This is a genomic window from Pseudomonas fluorescens (assembly GCF_001307275.1).
GTDB lineage: Bacteria > Pseudomonadota > Gammaproteobacteria > Pseudomonadales > Pseudomonadaceae > Aquipseudomonas > Aquipseudomonas fluorescens_AA.
In genome coordinates this window covers 3,544,836-3,565,536 of sequence record NZ_CP012831.1, presented here as the reverse complement: position 1 = coordinate 3,565,536, position 20,701 = coordinate 3,544,836, and the positions used below count along the sequence as shown (strand labels likewise).

Below are 20,701 nucleotides of genomic sequence, written 5' to 3'. Positions count from 1 at the left end.
GCTAGAGCTGTGGGAGCGAGCTCGCTCGCGATAGCGGTGGATCAGTCAACCTCAATGTCGCTGACCACCGCCATCGCGAGCAAGCTCGCTCCCACATTTCCGATCCCTATCAGGCCAGTTTCTTGTGCCGTACACGATGCGGCTGGGCGGCCGCTTCGCCGAGGCGTTTCTTGCGATCGGCTTCGTACTCGGTGTAGTTGCCTTCGAAGAATACCGCTTGGGAGTCGTCTTCGTACGCCAGGATGTGGGTCGCCACGCGGTCGAGGAACCACCGATCGTGGGAGATCACAATGGCGGCGCCCGGGAAGTCCAGCAAGGCTTCTTCCAGGGAGCGCAGGGTTTCGACGTCGAGGTCGTTGGACGGTTCGTCGAGCAGCAGGACGTTGCCGCCCTCCTTCAAGGTCAACGCCAGGTGCAAGCGACCGCGCTCACCGCCGGACAGGTCCTTGACGAACTTCTGCTGGTCGCCGCCCTTGAAGTTGAAGCGACCGACGTAAGTGCGCGACGGGATTTCATAGTTGCCGATGCGGATCTGGTCGGAACCGTCGGAGATCTGCTGGAACACGGTCTTGCTGCCGTCCAGGTCCTCGCGGCTCTGGTCGACGCAGGCCAACTGCACGGTTTCACCGATTTCGATGCTGCCCGAATCCGGGGTTTCCTTGCCCATCAGCATGCGGAACAACGTGGATTTACCCGCGCCGTTACCACCGATCACACCGACGATGGCGCCTTTGGGCATGGAGAACGACAGGTTGTCGATCAGCACGCGGTCGCCATAACCCTTGGTGACGTTCTTGAACTCGATGACCTTGTCACCCAGGCGCGGACCGGCCGGGATGTAGATCTCGTTGGTTTCGCTGCGCTTCTGGAATTCCTGGGACTGCATTTCCTCGAAGCGCTGCAGACGTGCCTTGGATTTGGACTGGCGGGCCTTGGCGCCTTTGCGCACCCACTCCAGTTCTTCCTTCATGGCTTTTTCATGGGCCGACTGCTGCTTGGATTCCTGGGCCAGACGATCGGACTTGGCTTCCAGCCAGCCCGAATAGTTGCCCTCGTACGGAATGCCTGCGCCGCGGTCGAGTTCGAGGATCCAGCCGGCGACGTTGTCCAGGAAGTAACGGTCGTGCGTGATCGCAACCACGGTGCCCGGGAAGTCATGCAGGAAGTGTTCGAGCCAGGCGACGGAATCGGCGTCCAAGTGGTTGGTCGGCTCGTCGAGCAGCAGCATGTCCGGGGCCGACAACAGCAGGCGGCACAAGGCCACGCGGCGCTTTTCACCACCGGAGAGGTGTTCGACCTTCGCGTCCCAGGCCGGCAGGCGCAGTGCATCGGCGGCAACTTCCAGCTGGCGATCCAGGTTGTGGCCGTCGCTGGCCTGCAGGATCGCTTCGAGCTTGGCCTGTTCGGCGGCCAGCTTGTCGAAGTCGGCATCCGGGTCGGCGTAGGCGGCATAGACCTCGTCGAGGCGCGCCTGGGCGTCCTTGATCACGCTGACCGCTTCCTCGACCACTTCACGCACGGTCTTGCTCGGGTCCAGTTGCGGTTCCTGGGGCAGGTAGCCGATGTTCAGGTCCGGCATCGGACGGGCTTCACCGTCGAATTCGTTATCGACGCCGGCCATGATTTTCAGCAGCGTGGACTTACCCGAGCCGTTGAGACCCAGTACGCCGATCTTGGCCCCGGGGAAGAACGACAATGAAATGTTTTTCAGGATTTCCCGCTTCGGCGGAACAACTTTGCTCAGCCGATGCATGGTGAAGACGTATTGAGCCATGGTGAACCTAGCGTCAGTGACAGGTGAAAAGAACGAGCCAGGCCACGCGCGGCGCCGGCACTTGACGGTCATCAATGCCTGCGGGCGGATAGAGCCTGGGAATCTGGAGCTGGAACGCTCTTGTTTGACCGGCAAAGCTACCTCAACCGTCGGTCAAGGTCCAGCCGCCAGGGGCTGGCACTTTGCCACAAGTCAAGGCATGCTAGCCGCCCTTCGGGCGTCCGGCTTATAGTGCACGTCGCGCCAGTCCAGCAAACTGCAGGATTACAGCTTGTCCAACGTCACTCCGCCCCTGTCCCCTCGCGCACCCGCTGTCGTGCCCGGCTCGCCCCTGCGCGGGACACTGAAGGGCGCGCTGGCCACGCTGGTGCTGCTGTTGCTCGGCTTGCTGTTCTGGCAACTGCTCGACCAACTGCGTGAAACCCAACAGCAACAGCGCCAATACACCATCGACTACACCGCCGATCTCGCCGCGCAAGTCAGCCTGAACATGGCCCTGAACGCGCAAATCGCCCTCAATCTGCTACCGATCGTCGAACAGCCACAAAGTGCCGACGAACAGCAGGCCCTGGTTCGTAAACTCCAGCAATCGTTACCCGAATTGCGCAGCCTGGCACTGCTGAGCCCTTCCGGCCGGGTGCTCAGTGACAGCGACGCCGACAGCCATGACGCCGCCTACCTGGGTGAGCTGGTGCGGCGCAGCCGGGCCCAGGCCCATTATTTCAGCAATGCCGAAGACGGCTCCGTGGTGCATCTGTTGTTGCACCAGGCCAGCGGCAGCAGCCGTGGCTATTGGGCCCTGCGCCTGACCCCGAATTTTTTCGCCACCCTGACCAAGCAAGCCGATGTGGGGCTGCGCCCGCTATGGCTGGTGGAAAACCGCCTCAACCAGCAGATCGTCAGCCGCGACGAGAGCCTGCCATCGATCAGCCCTACCCACCTGTCGCCGGATGACCTGGAAAATACGGTACTGACCGTGCCCCTGAGCAGCAGCGACTGGCAACTGCGGGGGCTGTTCGACCGGCGCCAGGTGATCGAGCAACTGCTGCCGGCCTTCATCGGCAAGTGCCTGCTGGGCCTGGCGTTCTCGTTGTTGCCGGTGATCGCGCTCTTGAACATGCGCCGGCGCCAGCGGCAGTTGCACGAAGGTCGACGGCGTTACCAGGATATTTTCGAAGGCACCGGCGTGGCCCTGTGCGTGCTGGACCTGTCGGGGCTCAAGGCCTTTTTTGAGCGGGTCGGCCTGCACAATGGCGATCAATTGCGCGCCTGGCTGCGAACCGCTCACCAACTCGAGCAATTGCGCCAGGAAGTCCACGTCACCGAGGTCAACCAGATGGCGTTGAAACTGCTCAACGTCGACTCCTGTGCCCAGGCTTGGCAGTTGCTGGTCGGCAAGGGCACGCCAGACAACAACCCCATCGGCTCGAAACTGCTCGAAGCGCTGCTCGACCAACACAAGCAACTGGAACTGGAAATCAAGCTCCAGGACGCCCATGGCCGCGACCAGCACCTGTGGCTGGTGCTGCGCCTGCCGGAAAAACAGCCCGACTACAACGCGGTCATCCTGAGCATCAGCGATATCACCAGCCGCAAGCTGATCGAACTCTCGCTGCTCGAGCGCGAAGGTTTCTGGTCCGACGTGGTACGCACCGTTCCGGATCATCTCTACGTGCAGGATGTCATCAGCCAGCGGATGATCTTCAGCAACCATCACCTGGGCCAGACCCTGGGGTACGATCGCACCGAACTGCACCAGATGGGCGAATACTTCTGGGAAATCCTGCTGCACAGCGACGACGCCGATCACTACCACAACCTGCGCCTGGAACAACGCCGTGGCGGGTACACGCAGCTGTTGCAATGCCAATTGCGCTTTCGCCATCGCAATGGCAAATGGCGCTGTTTCGATATTCGCGAACAGGCACTGGCCCGTGACCGGCATGACCAGGTGACCCGGATCATCGGCGTGGCCAAGGACGTCACCGAGCAGATCGAGGCCAGCGAATCGCTGCGCGACAGCGAGCAACGCTACCGGATGCTCGCCGAAAGCATCAGCGACGTGATCTTCTCCACCGACAACAAGCTTTCGCTCAACTACGTCAGCCCGTCGGTGCAAGCGGTGCTGGGCTACACCGCCGACTGGATTTTCCAGAACGGCTGGCAATCGATCATCGCCAATCCACAACAACTGACCGGCATCTACAGCCTGATGGACCGCGTCAGCAAGGCCCTGGACAAGCCCGAGCATCTGGCCGAGCTGCGCAACCAGATGCAGACCCAGCTGTTCCTGTTCGACTGCCTGCGCGCCGATGGGCGCAAGATCCCCATCGAGCTGCGACTGGTGCTGGTGTGGGATGAACACGGCGCGTTCGAAGGCGTGCTCGGCGTTGGCCGCGACATCAGCCAGCAGCGTCGCGCCGAAAAAGACCTGCGCATGGCCGCCACGGTCTTCGAGCACTCGACCTCGGCGATCCTGATCACCGACCCGGCCGGCTACATTGTCCAGGCCAACGAAGCCTTCAGTCGCGTCAGCGGTTATGCCGTGTCGCAAGTGCTGGACCAGTTGCCCAACATGCTGACCGTGGACGAGCAACAGGAAGCCCACTTGCGCTACGTGCTCAAGCAGTTGCAACAGCACAGCACCTGGGAAGGCGAAGTCTGGCTCAAGCGCCGCAATGGCGAACACTACCCGGCCTGGGTCGGCATCACCGCAGTGCTGGACGACGAAGGCGACCTGGCCAGCTATGTGTGCTTCTTCAGCGACATCAGCGAACGCAAGGCCAGCGAGCAGCGTATCCATCGCCTGGCCTACTACGACGCCCTGACCCACCTGCCCAACCGCACGCTGTTCCAGGATCGCCTGCACACCGCGCTGCAATCGGCCGAGCGGCAGAAGACCTGGGTGGTGCTGATGTTCCTCGACCTCGATCGCTTCAAGCCGATCAACGACTCCCTGGGCCACGCCGCTGGCGACCGGATGCTCAAGGAAATGGCCACGCGCCTGCTCGGCTGCGTCGCCGACGACGACACTGTGGCGCGCATGGGCGGCGACGAGTTCACCCTGCTGCTGCAACCCCGCGCCAGCCGGGAAACGGCGCTGAACCGGGCAATTGCCGTGGCCGAGCAGATCCTTGCCAGCCTGGTCCGGCCCTTTGTGCTCGAAGGCCGGGAGTTCTTTGTCACCGCCAGTATCGGTATTGCCCTGAGCCCCCAGGATGGCAACGAACTGAGCCAGTTGATGAAGAACGCCGACACGGCCATGTATCACGCCAAGGAGCGTGGCAAGAACAACTTCCAGTTCTACCAGGCCGACATGAACGCCAGCGCCCTGGAACGCCTGGAGCTGGAAAGCGACCTGCGCCACGCCTTGGAGCAGAACGAGTTCGTGCTGTATTACCAGCCGCAGTTCAGCGGCGATGGCAAACGTTTGACCGGTGCCGAGGCCCTGCTGCGCTGGCGCCATCCGCGACGTGGGTTGGTGCCGCCGGGGGATTTCATCCCGGTGCTCGAAGAGCTCGGGCTGGTGGTGGACGTCGGCGACTGGGTCATCACCGAAGCCTGCCGGCAACTCAGGACCTGGCACCAGGCCAAGGTCCGGGTACCGAAGGTCTCGGTCAACATTTCGGCCCGGCAATTCTCCGACGGCCAGTTGGGCACGCGCATCGCCAATATCCTGCGCAGCACCGGCCTGCCCCCGGCCTGCCTGGAGCTGGAACTGACGGAAAGTATCCTGATGCGCGAAGTCAGCGAGGCGATGCAGATCCTCGCCGGGCTGAAAAACCTGGGCCTGAGCATCGCCGTCGATGACTTCGGCACCGGTTATTCATCGCTCAACTACCTCAAGCAATTCCCCATCGACGTGCTGAAGATCGACCGCACCTTCGTCGACGGCCTGCCGTCCGGCGAGCAGGATGCGCAGATCGCCCGGGCAATCATCGCCATGGCCCACAGCCTCAACCTGGCGGTGATCGCCGAGGGCGTCGAGACCCACGAGCAGTTGGATTTCCTGCGCGAGCACGGCTGCGACGAAGTCCAGGGCTACCTGTTCGGCCGGCCGATGCCGGCCAATCGGTTCGAAGCGCAGTTCAGCAATGATGCGTTGTTCATGCTCGACTGAGGCTCTTCGGTGCCTGTAGTGGCCTCATCGCGAGCAAGCTCGCTCCCACAGGGTGATGGGCACGCAGGTCCAAATGTGGGAGCGAGCTTGCTCGCGATGGGGCCCGCCAAGGCTACGCAGAATGTCGCGTGAATCCCATTCGTCCGCGACATGACGCCCTTTCATATGCCTTCCAAAACCGGTTGAGGTAGAATGCCCCCCTTTTCTGCCCCGATCCTTGAGGACCGCCATGTTCAGCCGTGATTTGACTATTGCCAAGTACGACGCCGATCTCTTTGCCGCCATGGAGCAAGAAGCTCAGCGCCAGGAAGAGCACATTGAGCTGATCGCTTCGGAAAACTACACCAGCCCCGCGGTGATGGAAGCTCAAGGCTCGGTACTGACCAACAAGTACGCCGAAGGTTACCCGGGCAAGCGCTACTACGGTGGTTGCGAGTACGTCGACGTGGTCGAGCAACTGGCCATCGACCGCGCCAAGGAACTGTTCGGCGCCGATTACGCCAACGTCCAGCCGCACGCCGGTTCCCAAGCCAACGCCGCCGTGTACCTGGCGCTGCTGTCGGCCGGTGACACCATCCTGGGCATGAGCCTGGCCCACGGCGGTCACCTGACCCACGGCGCCAGCGTTTCCTCCTCCGGCAAGCTGTACAACGCCATCCAGTACGGCATCGACGGCAATGGCCTGATCGACTACGACGAAGTCGAGCGCCTGGCCCTCGAGCACAAGCCGAAAATGATCGTGGCCGGTTTCTCCGCCTACTCGCAGATCCTCGACTTCCCGCGTTTCCGCGCAATCGCCGACAAGGTCGGTGCCTACCTGTTCGTCGACATGGCCCACGTGGCCGGCCTGGTTGCCGCGGGCGTGTACCCGAACCCGGTGCCGTTCGCCGACGTGGTCACCACCACCACCCACAAGACCCTGCGCGGTCCACGTGGCGGCCTGATCCTGGCGCGCGCCAACGCCGACATCGAGAAGAAGCTGAACTCCGCCGTCTTCCCGGGCGCCCAGGGTGGCCCGCTGGAGCACGTGATCGCAGCCAAGGCGATCTGCTTCAAGGAAGCGCTGCAGCCTGAGTTCAAGGCTTACCAGCAACAAGTGGTGAAGAATGCCAAGGCCATGGCCGGCGTGTTCATCGAGCGCGGCTTCGACGTGGTGTCCGGCGGTACTGAAAACCACCTGTTCCTGCTCTCGCTGATCAAGCAGGACATCTCCGGCAAAGACGCTGACGCAGCGCTGGGCAAGGCGTTCATCACCGTGAACAAGAACTCGGTACCCAACGACCCACGCTCCCCATTCGTCACTTCGGGCCTGCGCTTCGGCACCCCGGCCGTGACCACTCGCGGCTTCAAGGAAGCCGAGTGCAAGGAACTGGCCGGCTGGATCTGCGACATCCTGGCGGACCTGAACAACGAAGCGGTCATCGACGCCGTGCGTGAGAAGGTCAAGGCTATCTGCAAGAAGCTGCCGGTATACGGCGCTTAATCAGCTCGCCCACACGTAGCCAAAAAGGCCCGCATCGAAAGATGCGGGCCTTTTTTATTGGTATGCAAAACATACGACCAGACAACTAACGCCAGCCAGCATTTAACGTCCTGCAATATAGGCAACCCCACAAGCGACTAATAACTCAATAAGATCCAGCTCGCCCCACCCCAAACTTGATCAACCCTTACAGGAGTCAATATTCACATGGACAGTGAACATTCCTTTCATGCAACACTTGATATGTTTAGCGCTCACGTCAACCTACTGGAAAGGCTGCATGGCAAACCCGCGATGGCGACCGTCAGCTCTTTCAGCGGTGGATTTTATACCGGCAAACCCCAGACCCAGGACCACTCACACCTGCTTGGCATGCGCGCCGAAGATCCGAGGACGCGTGGCGAGCCCTTGCGACTGCATTTCCGGCATACGGCGGGTGGCTATCTGCTGACCATGAAAAACGCCGGCGAGCACTACAACAAACTGCTCAGTAAAAGTTGGTTTGAAGTACTTGGCGCACAGGATCCCAATACTAAAAAGCCGACACTTTTTACTCTTATCGACTTTCAACAGAATGTCCTCACGCCGAAAACCATCAAACCCGGTCACAGCCGTATTTCGCTCATGACAGCCAATAGAAAACATGTGGGGGGATTAAGGCTACGGGGCTCGCCTTATCTCTATCTTGCCGAGACGGAAGAACAGTCAAAGGTGACGTTCATTCTGAGCATCCTCGGAGAAAAATACCCGTAGGACATTTAATGCAAGGCAGGGACAACCCATCTATCCCCCTGTGGCGAGGGAGCTTGCTCCCTCGCCACAGTCCTGGGTTCTCTCCTTAACTGACCCACTTAGGCATCTGGCGATATTTTTTTCCGGCCGAGAAAAGGCTCAAGCTCAGGGCTTTCACCGCAATTGGTAAGACCGGTCAAGCCAAATCCTCATCATCGTACTTGCACATCCGCGAAAACAGCGCCTAGACTGCGCCTGCACTGGACAAACCGGTAAGACCACAATAATGAAGTCCCGACGCCAGCCCCCTGGCGAACAAGGACACCGAACCAGGAATCCCTCCCATGCTCAAATGGTGCTCGCGGTCGATCTTCCTACAAGTTGTCCTCGGACTGATGCTCGGCATCGTCTGCGGGCTTACCCTTCCCGAATACTCAGCACAGCTCAAACCCCTCGGCGACGGCTTCATCAAGCTGATCAAGATGCTCATCGGCCTGATCGTTTTCTGCGTGGTGGTCAGCGGCATCTCCGGCGCCGGTGATCTCAAGAAAGTCGGGCGCATCGGCCTCAAGTCGGTCATCTACTTCGAAGTCCTCACCACCATCGCCCTGGTCATCGGCCTGGTCCTCGCTTTCAGCACAGGCATTGGCAGCGGCGCGAACATCCATCTGGAGCAGCTCTCCAGCGCGGACGTGAACGACATCGCCCAACGCGGCCAGCACATGGTCACTACCACCCAGTTCCTGATGAACCTGATCCCAACCTCGGTGATCGGTGCCTTCGCTGAAAACAACATTCTGCAAGTCCTGCTGTTTTCAGTGCTGTTCGGCAGCGCGCTGAACCTGGTGGGCGACGCGGCTTCCGGCATCTCGCGGCTGATCAACGAACTCAGCCATGTGATCTTCCGCATCATGGGCATGATCGTGCGCCTGGCTCCTATCGGTGTGTTCGGGGCCATTGCCTTCACCACCAGCAAATATGGCCTGGACTCGCTGCAGCACCTGGGCAGCCTCGTCGGCCTGTTCTACCTGACCTGCATCGCCTTCGTCACGCTGATCCTTGGTCTGGTGATGCGTGCGTCGGGCCTGCCGATGCTGCCGTTTCTCAAGTACCTGCGCGAAGAGCTGCTGATCGTACTCGGCACTGCTTCGTCCGATGCCGTGCTGCCCCAGATCATGCGCAAGCTCGAACACCTGGGGATCGGCAGCTCCACCGTGGGCCTGGTGATTCCAACCGGTTACTCATTCAACCTGGACGGGTTTTCCATCTACCTGACCCTGGCGATTGTCTTTATTGCCAACGCCACCGGTACGCCCTTGGCCCTGAGCGATCTGTTGACCATCCTGCTGGTATCCCTGATCACGTCCAAGGGCGCCCACGGAATTCCCGGCTCGGCGCTGGTGATACTGGCGGCGACGCTGACCGCGATCCCGGCGATCCCGGTGGTCGGCCTGGTGCTGGTGTTGGCCGTGGACTGGTTCATGGGCATTGGCCGGGCCCTGACCAACCTGATCGGCAACTGTGTGGCGACCGTGGCGATTGCCCGCTGGGAGAAAGACATCGACGTCCCCCGGGCGCGCAAGGTGCTGTCCGGCCAACAAGGCTATACCTTCCAACCCAGAAAACCGGTGGGCAGTGCCCATCACCAGCAATTCTGAAAGACGGCGATGCCGGCCCGAGAGCCGGCATCGCCTGATTGATTTCCAAGGAGTCACATGTGATCAGCTCATCGACCGTCGTCAATTCCGTGGTGGAGAAACTCCGCGCCGCCCTCGCCCGGGGCCAGTGGCGCTCGGGTGACATGCTGCCCGGCCAGCGCGAGTTGGCCGAGCAACTGGGCATCAGCCGGCCAAGCCTGCGTGAAGCGGTGATTGTGCTGGAAACCCTGGGCCTGGTGCGCTCGATGCCCGGCAAAGGCGTCGTGGTGCTGGAGGCCAATCCCGGCGATGCCGTCAGCGAAGGCAGTGCCATGGCCGGCGCGAGCCTGGAAGACTTGCTGCAGCTGCGCTACACCCTGGAGCCCTTCATCGTCGGCCTGGTGGCCCAGTCCATCAGCAGCAAGGATGTCGGCCAGTTGCGCCTGACCCTCATGGACATGCGCGAAGCCCTGGAAGCCAACGACAGCGACGCCTGCGCCAACGCCTACATCGCTTTCCATGAAGAACTGTTTGCCCTGACGTCCAACCCGATCTTCCAGAACGTGGTCCAGCAGACCAGCAACGCCCTCAAGCAAAGCGCCGATGTGTTGCGCAACTCGCCCGAGCACCTGGCCGAACGCCTGGAAGAGAACGAAGCCGTGGTCCGCGCCATTCGTGGCAAGAACAGCGCCCAGGCCAGCGCCGAAATGCGTCGGCATATTCTCCGGGAAGGCCAGCGCATGGGCATCGAATTGAATATTCCGGACGACAACCTCGGCACTTGAACCTGGGCCTGCGGAGACCGCCATGAACACTCTCGTTTCCCATCAGCACAACCGCAATGTACTCGCCGCCCTGCCCCTGCCCGGCCGGATTGGCAAACCGTCGGTGGACGATATCTACCCGCGGATCTTCGACGCCATTCTTGAACAACGCATCGCTCCGGCCAGCCGTTTCACCGAGGAAAGCCTGGGAGACGTGTTCGGTGTCAGCCGCAGCATCATTCGCCGTGTCCTGGCGCGCCTGTCCCACCAGCAAGTGGTGATATTGCGGCCCAACCATCGGCCACAAGTCGCCGCGCCGGATCTGGAGCAGACGCGGCAGATCCTCCATGCTCGCCGCCTGGCCGAGCAGACCCTGGTGCGCCTGGCCTGCAAGGCGCCGCAACCCAAGGACTTGCAGTGCCTGCGCGATCTGGTGGAGCGCGAGCGCCAGTGCCTGGACCGCGGCGAGCGTGGCCCGGCGATACGCCTGTCCGGCGAGTTTCACCTGCACCTGGCCGCCATGGCCGGCAACGCGCCGTTGACGCAATTCCTCGGCAGCCTGGTGCCCTTGACCTCGCTGGCCCTGGCACGCCACGAGGTCAAATCCCGCCGGCATTGCGCCTGGCAGGAACACCTGGCGATCGTCGACGCGGTGGAAGGCCGCAACGTCAATGAAGCGGTGCGGCTGATGGACGAGCACCTGGACCATCTGGAGCAAAAACTGCTGCTGGTCGCAGGCGCGGGATCGTCAAAGTAGCGCGGCTTCGAAGCCAGCGCGGATCTTCTCTTCGGGCAGTTCGTCGGCGATGAACACGATCACGCTTTCCCGGGCTTCGTCGGGCGCCCATTCAGTGTCCCAATCGAAACCGTACAGCTTGAGCACGCCTTGGAACACCAGCCGGCGGGGTTCGCCGGCGATGTTCAGCACGCCTTTGTAGCGCAGCAATTGCTTGCCGTGCTCTTCCAGCAACTGGTTCATGAACTCGCTGAGCTTGTCGATATCCAGGGCCTTGTCGGTGCGCAGCACCAGGCTGCTGATGCGATCGCCCGGGGTTGCCTTGCCCACCGGGCGCAGGCTGAACCCTGCGCCAAGGTCCGCATTGAGATTGAAACCGCGAATGTCGAGCAGCTCGGCCAGGTCGATCTGGCCGTGTTCAACCACCCTGATCGGTGCCCGTCGGTTGATGCGCGTCAAGCGCTCGCCAAGGGCCTGGACCTGGGCGGCGTCCACCAGGTCGGTCTTGCTCAGGAGCAGGCGGTCGGCAAACCCGACCTGGGCCTGGGCGATGGCCTGGGTCAGGTGGATGTCGGCGTGAGCCGCGTCCACCAGGGTCAGGATCCCATCGAGGATATAGCGCTCGCGCAGGTCCTCGTCGATGAAGAAAGTCTGCGCCACCGGGGCCGGGTCGGCCAGGCCGGTGCACTCGATCACCAGGCGATCGAAGGCAATCTCGCCGCTGTCCAGCCGCTCGAGCAACAGGTACAGGGCTTTGGTCAGGTCGGTGTGAATGGTGCAGCACACGCAGCCGTTGGCCAGGGTCATGACTTGCACCGGCTCGTCGCCCAACAGTTGGGTGTCGATACCGGCATCGCTGAATTCGTTCTCGATCACGGCGATTTTCAGGCCGTGCTCGGCCTTGAGCAGATGGCGCAACAGCGTGGTCTTGCCGGCGCCGAGGAAGCCGCTGAGGATGGTGACCGGGATGGGAGAGGACAAACTGAATCTCCTTGATGCCTGAAAGGAAAACGGTTTTGTGGGAGCGAGCCTGCTCGCGGAGGCGTCGGGTCAGTCGACATTATCATTAACTGACACTCCGCCATCGCGAGCAAGCTCGCTCCCACAGGGATTCTGTGGTGTGCGCCCATGTTGAAACCATCCAAAAACAACTGTGGGAGCGAGCTTGCTCGCGATGGCGGTGGATCAGCGACATCATCGTCAACTGACACTCCGCCATCGCGAGCAAGCTCGCTCCCACAAGGGTTACATCATCCACTGGCCATCAGCGGTTCAACAGCACTTGGGCCCACCCTTGCCACCGTAACGGGCCTCCTGGCGTTCGCGAAAGAACGCCTCGTAGTCCATCATCGGTTTGTCCGGGTGCTTGGTTTGCATGTGCTCGACGTAGTTGTCGTAGTCGGGCATGCCGACCATCAGGCGGGCGGCCTGACCGAGGTATTTACCCAGGCGACTCAAGTCATTGAACATCGTTGCAATCCTCTATCAAGCGTCCGGCAGGGCCTGGAATGGCGCTTCTTTGTCCGTGCGTTCCTTGGTGCCCCAGGCGGCGATGCCGACCTTGAGCGCGTAGAACAGGATGCTGAAGACCACGAACAGGAACAACACCGTCAGTGTTGCGTTGGTGTAGGCGTTGAACACCACGTGCTGCATCTGCTCGATGCTCTTGGCCGGGGCCAGGATCTGGCCGGCGGCCAGGGCATCGTTGTATTTGCGCGCCAGGGCCAGGAAGCCGATCGCCGGGTTGGCGTCGAACAGCTTGATCAGGCCCGCGGTGGTGGTGCAGATCAGCAGCCAGGACGCCGGCAGCAGCGTGACCCAGACGTAGCGCTGGCGCTTCATCTTGATCAGCACCACGGTGGCGAGCATCAGGGCGATACCGGCCAGCATCTGGTTGGAGATGCCGAACAGCGGCCACAAGGTGTTGATGCCGCCCAGCGGATCGATCACGCCTTGGTACAGCAAGTAACCCCATAGCGCCACGCAACCGGCGGTGGCGATCAGGTTGGCGGTCCACGATTCGGTGCGCTTGAGGGCCGGCACGAACGAGCCGAGCAGGTCCTGGAGCATGAACCGCCCGGCACGGGTGCCGGCGTCCACGGCGGTGAGGATGAACAACGCTTCGAACAGGATCGCGAAGTGGTACCAGAACGCCATGGTGTTCTCACCCGGCAGCACCGAGTGCAGGATCTGCGCGATCCCCACCGCCAGGGTCGGCGCACCGCCGGCACGGGCCAGCACGGTGGTCTCGCCGATGTCCTTGGCCACCGCTTGCAGCGCCTCGGGCGTGATGGCAAAACCCCAACTGCTGACGGTCTGCGCCACGGCCACCACGTCACCGCCGACGATGGCCGCCGGGCTGTTCATGGCGAAGTACACGCCCGGCTCGATCACCGAAGCGGCGACCATGGCCATGATCGCCACGAAGGACTCCATCAGCATGCCGCCGTAACCGATGTAGCGGGCGTTGGTTTCATTATCCAAAAGCTTGGGCGTGGTGCCCGAGGAGATCAGCGCATGGAAGCCCGAGACCGCGCCGCAGGCGATGGTGATGAACAGGAACGGGAACAGCCCGCCCTTCCACACCGGCCCTGTGCCGTCGGTGAACTGGGTCAGCGCCGGCATTTTCAGCTCGGGCATGGTGACCAGGATGCCGATCGCCAGGGCGACGATGGTGCCGATCTTGAGGAAGGTCGACAGGTAGTCCCGCGGGGCCAGGATCAGCCACACCGGCAGTACCGCCGCGACGAAACCGTAGCCGATCAGCATCCAGGTGATCTGGATCCCGGTGAAGGTGAAAGCCTTGGCCCAGACCGGGTCGGCGGCGATTTGCCCGCCCAGCCAGATCGACCCCAGCAGCAACAGCACGCCGATGATCGAGATCTCACCGATGCGGCCCGGGCGGATGTAGCGCATGTAGATGCCCATGAACATCGCGATCGGGATGGTCGCCATTACCGTGAAGATGCCCCACGGGCTCTCGGCCAGGGCCTTGACCACGATCAGCGCCAGCACCGCGAGGATGATGATCATGATCAGGAAGCAGCCGAACAGCGCGATGGTGCCGGGGATGCGGCCCATTTCCTCGCGCACCATGTCACCCAGGGAGCGACCGTTGCGGCGGGTGGACAGGAACAGGACCATGAAATCCTGCACCGCACCGGCCAGCACCACGCCGGCGATCAGCCAGAGCGTGCCGGGCAGGTAGCCCATCTGCGCCGCCAGCACCGGCCCGACCAGCGGCCCCGCACCGGCAATGGCCGCGAAGTGGTGGCCGAAGAGGATGTGTTTGTTGGTCGGGACGTAGTCCAGGCCATCGTTGTTGAGCACGGCGGGGGTGGCCCGGCGCGCATCGAGTTGCATCACGTTGTTGGCGATGAAGAGGCTGTAGTAGCGGTAGGCGACCAGGTAGATGGCCACGGCGGCGACGACGATCCAGAGGGCGTTGATCGCCTCGCCTCGACGCAATGCCACGACGCCCAGGGCGCACGCTCCTACGACGGCCAGCAGTAGCCAGGGCAGATGGCGCAGCAGGCTATTATTGTTTTTCATTTTTATATTCCAGCCAGGGTGGACAAGAAAGATAGCCATTGGAGTTTAGCGCTAACCCGGGCAAAGGCCATACTCGACATTCGTCTGTCTGTTGCCGAACGGTGACGATGCCCCGTCAGTTGGGTCTATAGTCAATGAATCTTCAGAGGGAATGCGTCATGAGCGAGCGTCGCCGCTTCGTACGAGTTGATTTCCATGCCAGGACCGAGCTGAGCCAAGGCCCCTATATCTGGTCGGTGGAACTGCTGGACCTGTCCCTCAAGGGGCTGCTGATCAAGAAACCCGAGCCCTGGCTTGGCGATCCCGAACATTCCTTCATGGCCGATATCCATTTGAGTCCCGATGCCGAGATCAAAATGGAAATTCGCCTGGCCCATGATGACCATGGTCACCTGGGCTTCGTCTGCAAGCATATCGACCTGGCATCCATCGCCCACCTGCGCCGATTGATAGAGCTGAACCTGGGCGACCATGACGAGCTGGAGCGGGAATTGGCGGCATTGATCCAGACTTGAACTGCCATCCCCTTGGTGAGGGACTCATGTGGGAGCAAGGCTTGCCCGCGATGGCTGCAATGCGGCCCTTCAAAATCGAGTCGCCTGCATCGCGAGCAAGCTTTGCTCCCACATACATTCCTTGCGCAATTGCCAGTGTTATTCGAACAGCGCATCCAACGCCTGTTCCAGACGGGTCACTGCGATAATCTGCAACCCCGGCGGCGCTTCCTTCGGCGCGTTGCCCTTGGGCACGATGGCGCGTTTGAAACCGTGCTTGGCCGCTTCCTTGAGCCGCTCCTGCCCGCTGGGCACCGGTCGCACTTCCCCCGACAACCCCACTTCGCCAAACACCAGCAAATCATGGGGCAGCGGCCGGTTGCGCAGGCTGGACATGACCGCCGCCATCAACGCCAGGTCGGACGCGGTCTCCAGTACCTTGACCCCGCCCACGACGTTGAGGAACACGTCCTGGTCGTGAGTCGGAATCCCGCCGTGTCGGTGCAACACCGCCAGCAGCATGGCCAGCCGATTCTGATCCAGGCCCAGGGTGACCCGCCGTGGGTTCGCCAAGTGGCTGTCATCCACCAGCGCCTGCACTTCCACCAACATCGGCCGGGTCCCTTCCCACGTCGCCATGACCACGCTGCCCGGGACTTCTTCCTGGGCACGCGTCAGAAAGATCGCCGAAGGGTTCGAGACTTCTTTCAGGCCCCTGTCGGTCATGCCGAACACGCCCAATTCATTGACGGCACCAAAACGGTTCTTCACCGCCCGGAGCAAACGCAGGCGGCCATCGGATTCGCCTTCGAAGTACAACACGGTATCGACCATGTGCTCCAACACCCGCGGTCCCGCCAACGCACCCTCCTTGGTGACGTGGCCCACCAGGAAAATCGCCGTGCCGCTCTGCTTGGCGTAGCGCACCAGCAACGCCGCGCTTTCACGCACCTGGGACACGCCGCCCGGGGCCGATTGCAGCTGTTCGGTGAAAATGGTCTGGATCGAGTCGATCACCATCACCTTGGGCTTTTCCACGCGCGCCGTGGCGATGATGGTTTCGATGCAGGTCTCGGTCATGACCCGCAACTGGTCCTGGGGCAAGCCCAGGCGCCGGGCGCGCATGGCGACCTGTTGCTGGGACTCTTCGCCAGTGACGTACAGCGCCGGCATGCGGGTGGCGAGGTTGCACAAGGTTTGCAGCAGGATGGTGGATTTGCCGATGCCCGGGTCTCCACCGATCAGCACCACCGAACCGTCCACCAGGCCGCCGCCCAGCACCCGGTCCAGTTCACCGGACGCGGTGGAAAATCGCGGGATTTCTTCAACGCTGACTTCGGCCAGGGTCTTGATCTGCGCCTGCTGACCGGCCCAGCCGGTGCGCCCGGTGGGGGCCGCCGCGCCGCCGCTTTCCACCATGGTTTCGGTCAGGGTGTTCCAGGCCCCGCATTCGCTGCATTGGCCGGCCCATTTGGGAAAGGTCGAACCGCACTCGGTGCAGCCGTACATGCGCTTTGCCTTGGCCATCTGAACTCCGGGGTAAAACCGCGATGATAGCCCAGCCAAGGTTCACTGAGGGGCCGGCATTCTGATTTCACCCTTCGCCAGATCTGCCGCGGTATTGCCCAACGGATCCCGGGCCTCCAGGTCGGCGCCCTTGGCCTTCAAGGCATCGAGCAACTCGCCACGCTTGAACAGACCCGCATACATCGCGGCAGTCTGTCCGGCACCGTTGCGTTGGTCCGGGCTGCAATCGGTGGACAGCAAGCGACGGGCAATCTGCACTTCGCCCTTGAAAATGGCGCCCATCAGCGCCGTATTGCCGCGTTTGTCCTGGGCACAGGCATCGGCCCCCGCGGCCAGCAACCGCTCCACCGCCGGAGCGTGGCCGTGATAAGCCGCCAGAATCAGCGCGGTGTAGCCCTTCTCATCCCGGGTATCCAACGAGTAACCGGCCTCGATAAATGTATCGAGCATCGGCACATCGCCCCGGCGAGCGGCGTCGAAATAATAGTTTTGCAGCTGTTCCTGGACCGCAGCCGGTTCGGTGGGTATTGGCTGATCGGCCAGTACGCTCAGTGACCAGGTCGCAAGCATCGACAAAAAGAATTTACCCATCATGACGTCTCCCCATGACTCAAGACTGTGGAGCAGGGTTGTGGGAGCAAGGCTTGCCCGCGATGCGGACGACTCGGTCTGGCTTCCGACCCCGGCGTCCGCCTCGCGAGCAAGCTTTGCTCCCACAGGTGATGCACCTGCCGGCGGTGATCAGTCAGTCAGTTTTTCCGCCAGAGCCTTGACCCGAGCCAAGTCACCTTTGGCGACACGGGCCACCCCAGTGCCGTATTCAGGATCGGCCTTGTAGAGGAACGACAGGATGATGTGCTTGCTCTCGTCATCGGTGGTCGCCAAAGAGCCGCCAAAGCTTTCGATCAGGTCATCACGTTCTTTCTTGCTGAACGAACGATACAAATCGCCGGCCTGCTTGAAGTTCTGCTCGCGCTGGATTTTCGCCTGCTGGGTGCTGCCACTCAGCGCGGCCTGGCTGTAGCGTGCCGCCTGCGGTTCTTCACGAGGCGTCAGGCGGCTCGGCTGGTAATTCACGCCGGTGCTGGTGCTGCCTGGGTTCATCGCACCGTCCTGGTTACCGTTGTTCACCGCCACCTTGGGGGCGTTGATCGGCAATTGCAGGGCATTGGCGCCTAGACGGTACATCTGCGTATCGGCATAGGAAAACACCCGGCCCTGAAGCAAACGGTCCTCGGAAGGCTCGATGCCTGGCACCAGATTCGCTGGCGCCATCGCCACCTGCTCGGTTTCCTGGAAGACGTTCGCCGGGTTACGGTTCAAGACCATTTGCCCGACCTTGCGTTCAGGCACGCCCGGCCAGATCTTGGTCGCATCCAGTGGGTCGAAGTCGAACTTGGCAAGGTCTTGTGGATTGAGCACCTGGACGTACAAGTCCCACTTCGGGAAGTCGCCCTTATTAATATGGCTCACCAGATCATTGGTCATATGGCTGTAATCTTGACCCTGAACTTTCACAACTTCTTTCGGATCGAGATTTTTCAAGCCCTGCAAACTTTTCCAATGAAACTTCACGTAGTGAATTTCACCCTTGGCGTTAATCAGCTTGTAGGCATGTACACCGTTGCCGTCCATTTCGCGGTAACTGGCCGGTGTGCCGGAGTTGGAATACAACTCGGTCAGGGTACGGGTCGATTCTGGAACATGGGAGAAGAAGTCGAAACGCCGTGAATCATCGTCCAGGTTGGTCCGCGGGTCGGGTTTGAACGCGTGGACCATGTCCGGAAACTTGATGGCATCGCGAATGAAGAAAGTCGGGAAGTTGTTGCCCACCAAGTCCCAGTTACCGTCGGCGGTGTAGAACTTCGTGGCAAAGCCACGGGGGTCGCGCAGGGTTTCCGGCGAATGATTACCGTGCACCACGGCCGAAAAACGCACGAACACCGGGGTGACCTGGCCCGCGGCGAAGACCTTGGCCTTGGTCAGGTCGCTGAGATCGTCGGACACCGTGAATGTGCCGTGGGCACCGGTACCACGGGCATGCACCACACGCTCGGGGATGCGTTCACGATCGAAGCGCTGGAGCTTCTGGATCAACTGCACGTCTTGCAGCAGGGTCGGACCGTTGGGACCTGCCGTCTGCGAATTCTGGTTATCGCCGACCGCCGCACCGTTGTCCCGGGTCAGGGTGGCCGCGTTGACAGACAAGGATAGAAGGCTCGCGGTCAGCACAAAAAGAGCGCGGCGATGGGAGTAAGCCCCGTGGCCGAGGGAAGTGTTCATAGGCATGTTCCTCTGATGTTATAGAGCGCATCCATGTGCGCCATCCAGAGGCTAGTGCCGGGAAAAGAAAAACCTAAATAGAAATGCCGTACCGCACCGATAGAAAAAACGTTATAGGGCCCCCGGGCCGAAACCGCGTATCACGCGCGATTGATGGCACTTTGTAAACTTTTCATCCAAGCCCCGGTCGATAACTGAAGCTTTGTAAGCAGGCGTTTCGAGCAAGACTCGTTGGGCTGATTTACACTGCCACTCATCTTTCATCTGTTACAAGGAATAACTCATGGGCGTGCTAAGCGAGTTCAAGGCCTTCGCGGTCAAAGGCAATGTCGTCGACATGGCCGTCGGGATCATCATCGGCGCCGCTTTCGGCAAAATCGTTTCGTCATTCGTGGGCGACGTGGTCATGCCGCCAATCGGCCTGCTGATCGGTGGCGTGGATTTCAGTGACCTGGCCATCACCCTCAAGGCCGCCCAGGGTGATGCGCCTGCCGTGGTACTGGCCTACGGTAAATTCATCCAGAGCACCATCGACTTCATCATCGTGGCGTTCGCCATTTTCATGGGCGTCAAGGCCATCAACCGCCTCAAGCGTGAAGAAGCCGTAGCCCCCAGCGCCCCTCCGGTTCCGACCAAGGAAGAGCTGCTGCTGAGTGAGATTCGCGACCTGCTCAAGGCTCAGAACGAGCGGCCCTGAGCCTACCAGTAGTTTTCCACCGCCACCTGGCCCGGACGACGGGTCAGGCTCAGTTGCAGGCCCCTGGCCTTGAGCAGCTTGCGTGTGTCGTCGATCATTTGCGGGTTGCCGCACAGCATCACCCGCGAATGCTCCGGCGTCAGCGCTACGCCGGCCGCGAGCTCTAACTCGCCGTTGTCGATCAACGTGGTAATGCGCCCACTGAGCGCCCCCGGGTGCTGCTCACGGGTGACGGTCGCAATGAAACGAAACTTGTGAGCGTACTCGGCCAGGTAGTCGCGCTGGGGCAACTCCTTGATCAGGTCCTGATACGCCAATTCCCGCGCCTCGCGCACGCTGTACACCAGGATGATCCGCTCGAATTTTTCCCAGGCCTCGAAATCCTGGAGGATCGAAAGAAACGGCGCCACGCCCGTCCCCGTGGACAGCAACCACAAATCCCGGCCATCGACGAAGCGGTCCAGCGTCAGGTAGCCAAAGGCCTGGCGATCCACCAACAGTTCGTCACCCGGCTGCAAGCGGCTGAGTTCGCTGGTGAACTCGCCCTCGGGCACCACGATGGAAAAGAACTCGAGGAACTCGTCGAAGGGCGACGACACCATGGAGTACGCCCGCCAGACGGTGGTGCCGTCCGCCTTGGCGACGCCCAGCCGGGCGAACTGACCCGCCCGGAAGCGAAAGCCGCGATCCCGGGTCGTGCGTAACGTAAACAAATGAGACGTCACTGGCTGGACATCGAGCAAGGTTTGGCGGGTGAACTTCTCTGCACTGTCGGTCATGAGCCACTCCTAGGGGACAAGACCTGCAGTGTCCCGCAAAGTGAGCGTCTTCACCACCGACGGCAAGTAATGGCACTTTAGCCATAGTCGCCGCCTTTATCGCTAAATCCTTTACCAAACTTA

Annotated in this window: 16 protein-coding genes; 8 read left to right on the top strand and 8 right to left on the bottom strand. The window is 61.4% G+C overall.

All coding sequences use genetic code 11. The features are described from left to right. Window positions 1-109: 109 nt before the first annotated feature. A complete protein-coding gene (gene ettA / locus AO356_RS15755) occupies window positions 110-1,774 on the bottom strand; it encodes an energy-dependent translational throttle protein EttA (protein ID WP_018601028.1) in 1,665 nt (554 codons plus the stop codon). A 271-nt stretch (window positions 1,775-2,045) separates the two neighbouring features. Here ettA and AO356_RS15750 point away from each other — a divergent pair, with 271 nt between their 5' ends. The 6 genes from AO356_RS15750 (at window position 2,046) to AO356_RS15725 (ending at window position 11,267) form a co-directional block, all read left to right on the top strand. Beyond that, window positions 2,046-5,894: an EAL and GGDEF domain-containing protein gene (locus AO356_RS15750; protein WP_060740544.1), complete on the top strand. Its 3,849-nt coding sequence runs from the start codon at window positions 2,046-2,048 to the stop codon at window positions 5,892-5,894. A gap of 229 nt (window positions 5,895-6,123) precedes the next feature. Then, window positions 6,124-7,377 (top strand): serine hydroxymethyltransferase, encoded by a 1,254-nt coding sequence (glyA, locus tag AO356_RS15745; RefSeq protein WP_060740543.1) that lies wholly within the window; start codon window positions 6,124-6,126, stop codon window positions 7,375-7,377. 207 nt (window positions 7,378-7,584) lie between these two features. Continuing rightward, window positions 7,585-8,130, top strand: coding sequence for a hypothetical protein (locus tag AO356_RS15740; protein WP_060740542.1), 546 nt, complete (start codon window positions 7,585-7,587; stop codon window positions 8,128-8,130). Between the two features lie 323 nt (window positions 8,131-8,453). Beyond that, window positions 8,454-9,767, top strand: a complete 1,314-nt coding sequence (locus AO356_RS15735) for a C4-dicarboxylate transporter DctA (protein WP_060740541.1) — start codon at window positions 8,454-8,456, stop codon at window positions 9,765-9,767. 59 nt (window positions 9,768-9,826) lie between these two features. Next, window positions 9,827-10,531 (top strand): FadR/GntR family transcriptional regulator, encoded by a 705-nt coding sequence (locus tag AO356_RS15730; RefSeq protein WP_060740540.1) that lies wholly within the window; start codon window positions 9,827-9,829, stop codon window positions 10,529-10,531. A gap of 22 nt (window positions 10,532-10,553) precedes the next feature. Next, window positions 10,554-11,267 (top strand): GntR family transcriptional regulator, encoded by a 714-nt coding sequence (locus AO356_RS15725; RefSeq protein ID WP_060740539.1) that lies wholly within the window; start codon window positions 10,554-10,556, stop codon window positions 11,265-11,267. On the opposite strand, the gene yjiA is transcribed toward AO356_RS15725, so the two are convergent. From yjiA to AO356_RS15710, 3 genes are all read right to left on the bottom strand, one after another. After that, a complete protein-coding gene (yjiA, locus tag AO356_RS15720; protein WP_060740538.1) occupies window positions 11,259-12,227 on the bottom strand; it encodes a GTPase in 969 nt (322 codons plus the stop codon). The genes AO356_RS15725 and yjiA overlap by 9 nt on opposite strands. A gap of 291 nt (window positions 12,228-12,518) precedes the next feature. Continuing rightward, window positions 12,519-12,716 carry a YbdD/YjiX family protein gene (locus tag AO356_RS15715; RefSeq protein ID WP_003182142.1) on the bottom strand — a complete coding sequence of 66 codons (198 nt, stop codon included), beginning with the start codon at window positions 12,714-12,716 and terminating at the stop codon, window positions 12,519-12,521. 15 nt (window positions 12,717-12,731) lie between these two features. Next, complete coding sequence (locus AO356_RS15710; RefSeq protein WP_060740537.1) at window positions 12,732-14,798, bottom strand: carbon starvation CstA family protein; 2,067 nt, start codon at window positions 14,796-14,798, stop codon at window positions 12,732-12,734. Between the two features lie 158 nt (window positions 14,799-14,956). Here AO356_RS15710 and AO356_RS15705 point away from each other — a divergent pair, with 158 nt between their 5' ends. Next, window positions 14,957-15,313, top strand: coding sequence for a PilZ domain-containing protein (locus tag AO356_RS15705; protein WP_060740536.1), 357 nt, complete (start codon window positions 14,957-14,959; stop codon window positions 15,311-15,313). 138 nt (window positions 15,314-15,451) lie between these two features. Here the strand turns inward: AO356_RS15705 and radA are convergent, their stop codons facing one another. The 3 genes from radA to katB form a co-directional block, all read right to left on the bottom strand. Continuing rightward, entirely contained in the window at window positions 15,452-16,819 is a 1,368-nt protein-coding gene (gene radA / locus AO356_RS15700) for a DNA repair protein RadA (RefSeq protein WP_060740535.1), read from the bottom strand. A 42-nt stretch (window positions 16,820-16,861) separates the two neighbouring features. Next, window positions 16,862-17,410 (bottom strand): ankyrin repeat domain-containing protein, encoded by a 549-nt coding sequence (locus tag AO356_RS15695; protein WP_060743128.1) that lies wholly within the window; start codon window positions 17,408-17,410, stop codon window positions 16,862-16,864. A gap of 150 nt (window positions 17,411-17,560) precedes the next feature. After that, a complete protein-coding gene (gene katB, locus AO356_RS15690) occupies window positions 17,561-19,102 on the bottom strand; it encodes a catalase KatB (RefSeq protein WP_060740534.1) in 1,542 nt (513 codons plus the stop codon). Between the two features lie 283 nt (window positions 19,103-19,385). Between katB and mscL the strand changes: the two genes are divergently transcribed. Continuing rightward, a complete protein-coding gene (gene mscL, locus AO356_RS15685) occupies window positions 19,386-19,799 on the top strand; it encodes a large-conductance mechanosensitive channel protein MscL (protein ID WP_003205779.1) in 414 nt (137 codons plus the stop codon). 2 nt (window positions 19,800-19,801) lie between these two features. Here mscL and AO356_RS15680 read toward each other — a convergent pair whose 3' ends face one another. Beyond that, a complete protein-coding gene (locus tag AO356_RS15680) occupies window positions 19,802-20,578 on the bottom strand; it encodes a ferredoxin--NADP reductase (protein ID WP_060740533.1) in 777 nt (258 codons plus the stop codon). Between the last annotated feature and the right edge of the window lie 123 nt (window positions 20,579-20,701).

What these genes read in the sequence shown, in the direction of transcription:
- AO356_RS15710 (WP_060740537.1), bottom strand. Translation starts at nt 14,798, where the DNA reads ATGAAAAACAATAATAGCCTGCTGCGCCATCTGCCCTGGCTACTGCTG.
- ettA (WP_018601028.1), bottom strand. Translation starts at nt 1,774, where the DNA reads ATGGCTCAATACGTCTTCACCATGCATCGGCTGAGCAAAGTTGTTCCG.
- AO356_RS15705 (WP_060740536.1), top strand. Translation starts at nt 14,957, where the DNA reads ATGAGCGAGCGTCGCCGCTTCGTACGAGTTGATTTCCATGCCAGGACC.
- mscL (WP_003205779.1), top strand. Translation starts at nt 19,386, where the DNA reads ATGGGCGTGCTAAGCGAGTTCAAGGCCTTCGCGGTCAAAGGCAATGTC.
- AO356_RS15740 (WP_060740542.1), top strand. Translation starts at nt 7,585, where the DNA reads ATGGACAGTGAACATTCCTTTCATGCAACACTTGATATGTTTAGCGCT.
- AO356_RS15725 (WP_060740539.1), top strand. Translation starts at nt 10,554, where the DNA reads ATGAACACTCTCGTTTCCCATCAGCACAACCGCAATGTACTCGCCGCC.
- AO356_RS15735 (WP_060740541.1), top strand. Translation starts at nt 8,454, where the DNA reads ATGCTCAAATGGTGCTCGCGGTCGATCTTCCTACAAGTTGTCCTCGGA.
- AO356_RS15680 (WP_060740533.1), bottom strand. Translation starts at nt 20,578, where the DNA reads ATGACCGACAGTGCAGAGAAGTTCACCCGCCAAACCTTGCTCGATGTC.
- AO356_RS15715 (WP_003182142.1), bottom strand. Translation starts at nt 12,716, where the DNA reads ATGTTCAATGACTTGAGTCGCCTGGGTAAATACCTCGGTCAGGCCGCC.
- katB (WP_060740534.1), bottom strand. Translation starts at nt 19,102, where the DNA reads ATGAACACTTCCCTCGGCCACGGGGCTTACTCCCATCGCCGCGCTCTT.
- AO356_RS15695 (WP_060743128.1), bottom strand. Translation starts at nt 17,410, where the DNA reads ATGGGTAAATTCTTTTTGTCGATGCTTGCGACCTGGTCACTGAGCGTA.
- glyA (WP_060740543.1), top strand. Translation starts at nt 6,124, where the DNA reads ATGTTCAGCCGTGATTTGACTATTGCCAAGTACGACGCCGATCTCTTT.
- radA (WP_060740535.1), bottom strand. Translation starts at nt 16,819, where the DNA reads ATGGCCAAGGCAAAGCGCATGTACGGCTGCACCGAGTGCGGTTCGACC.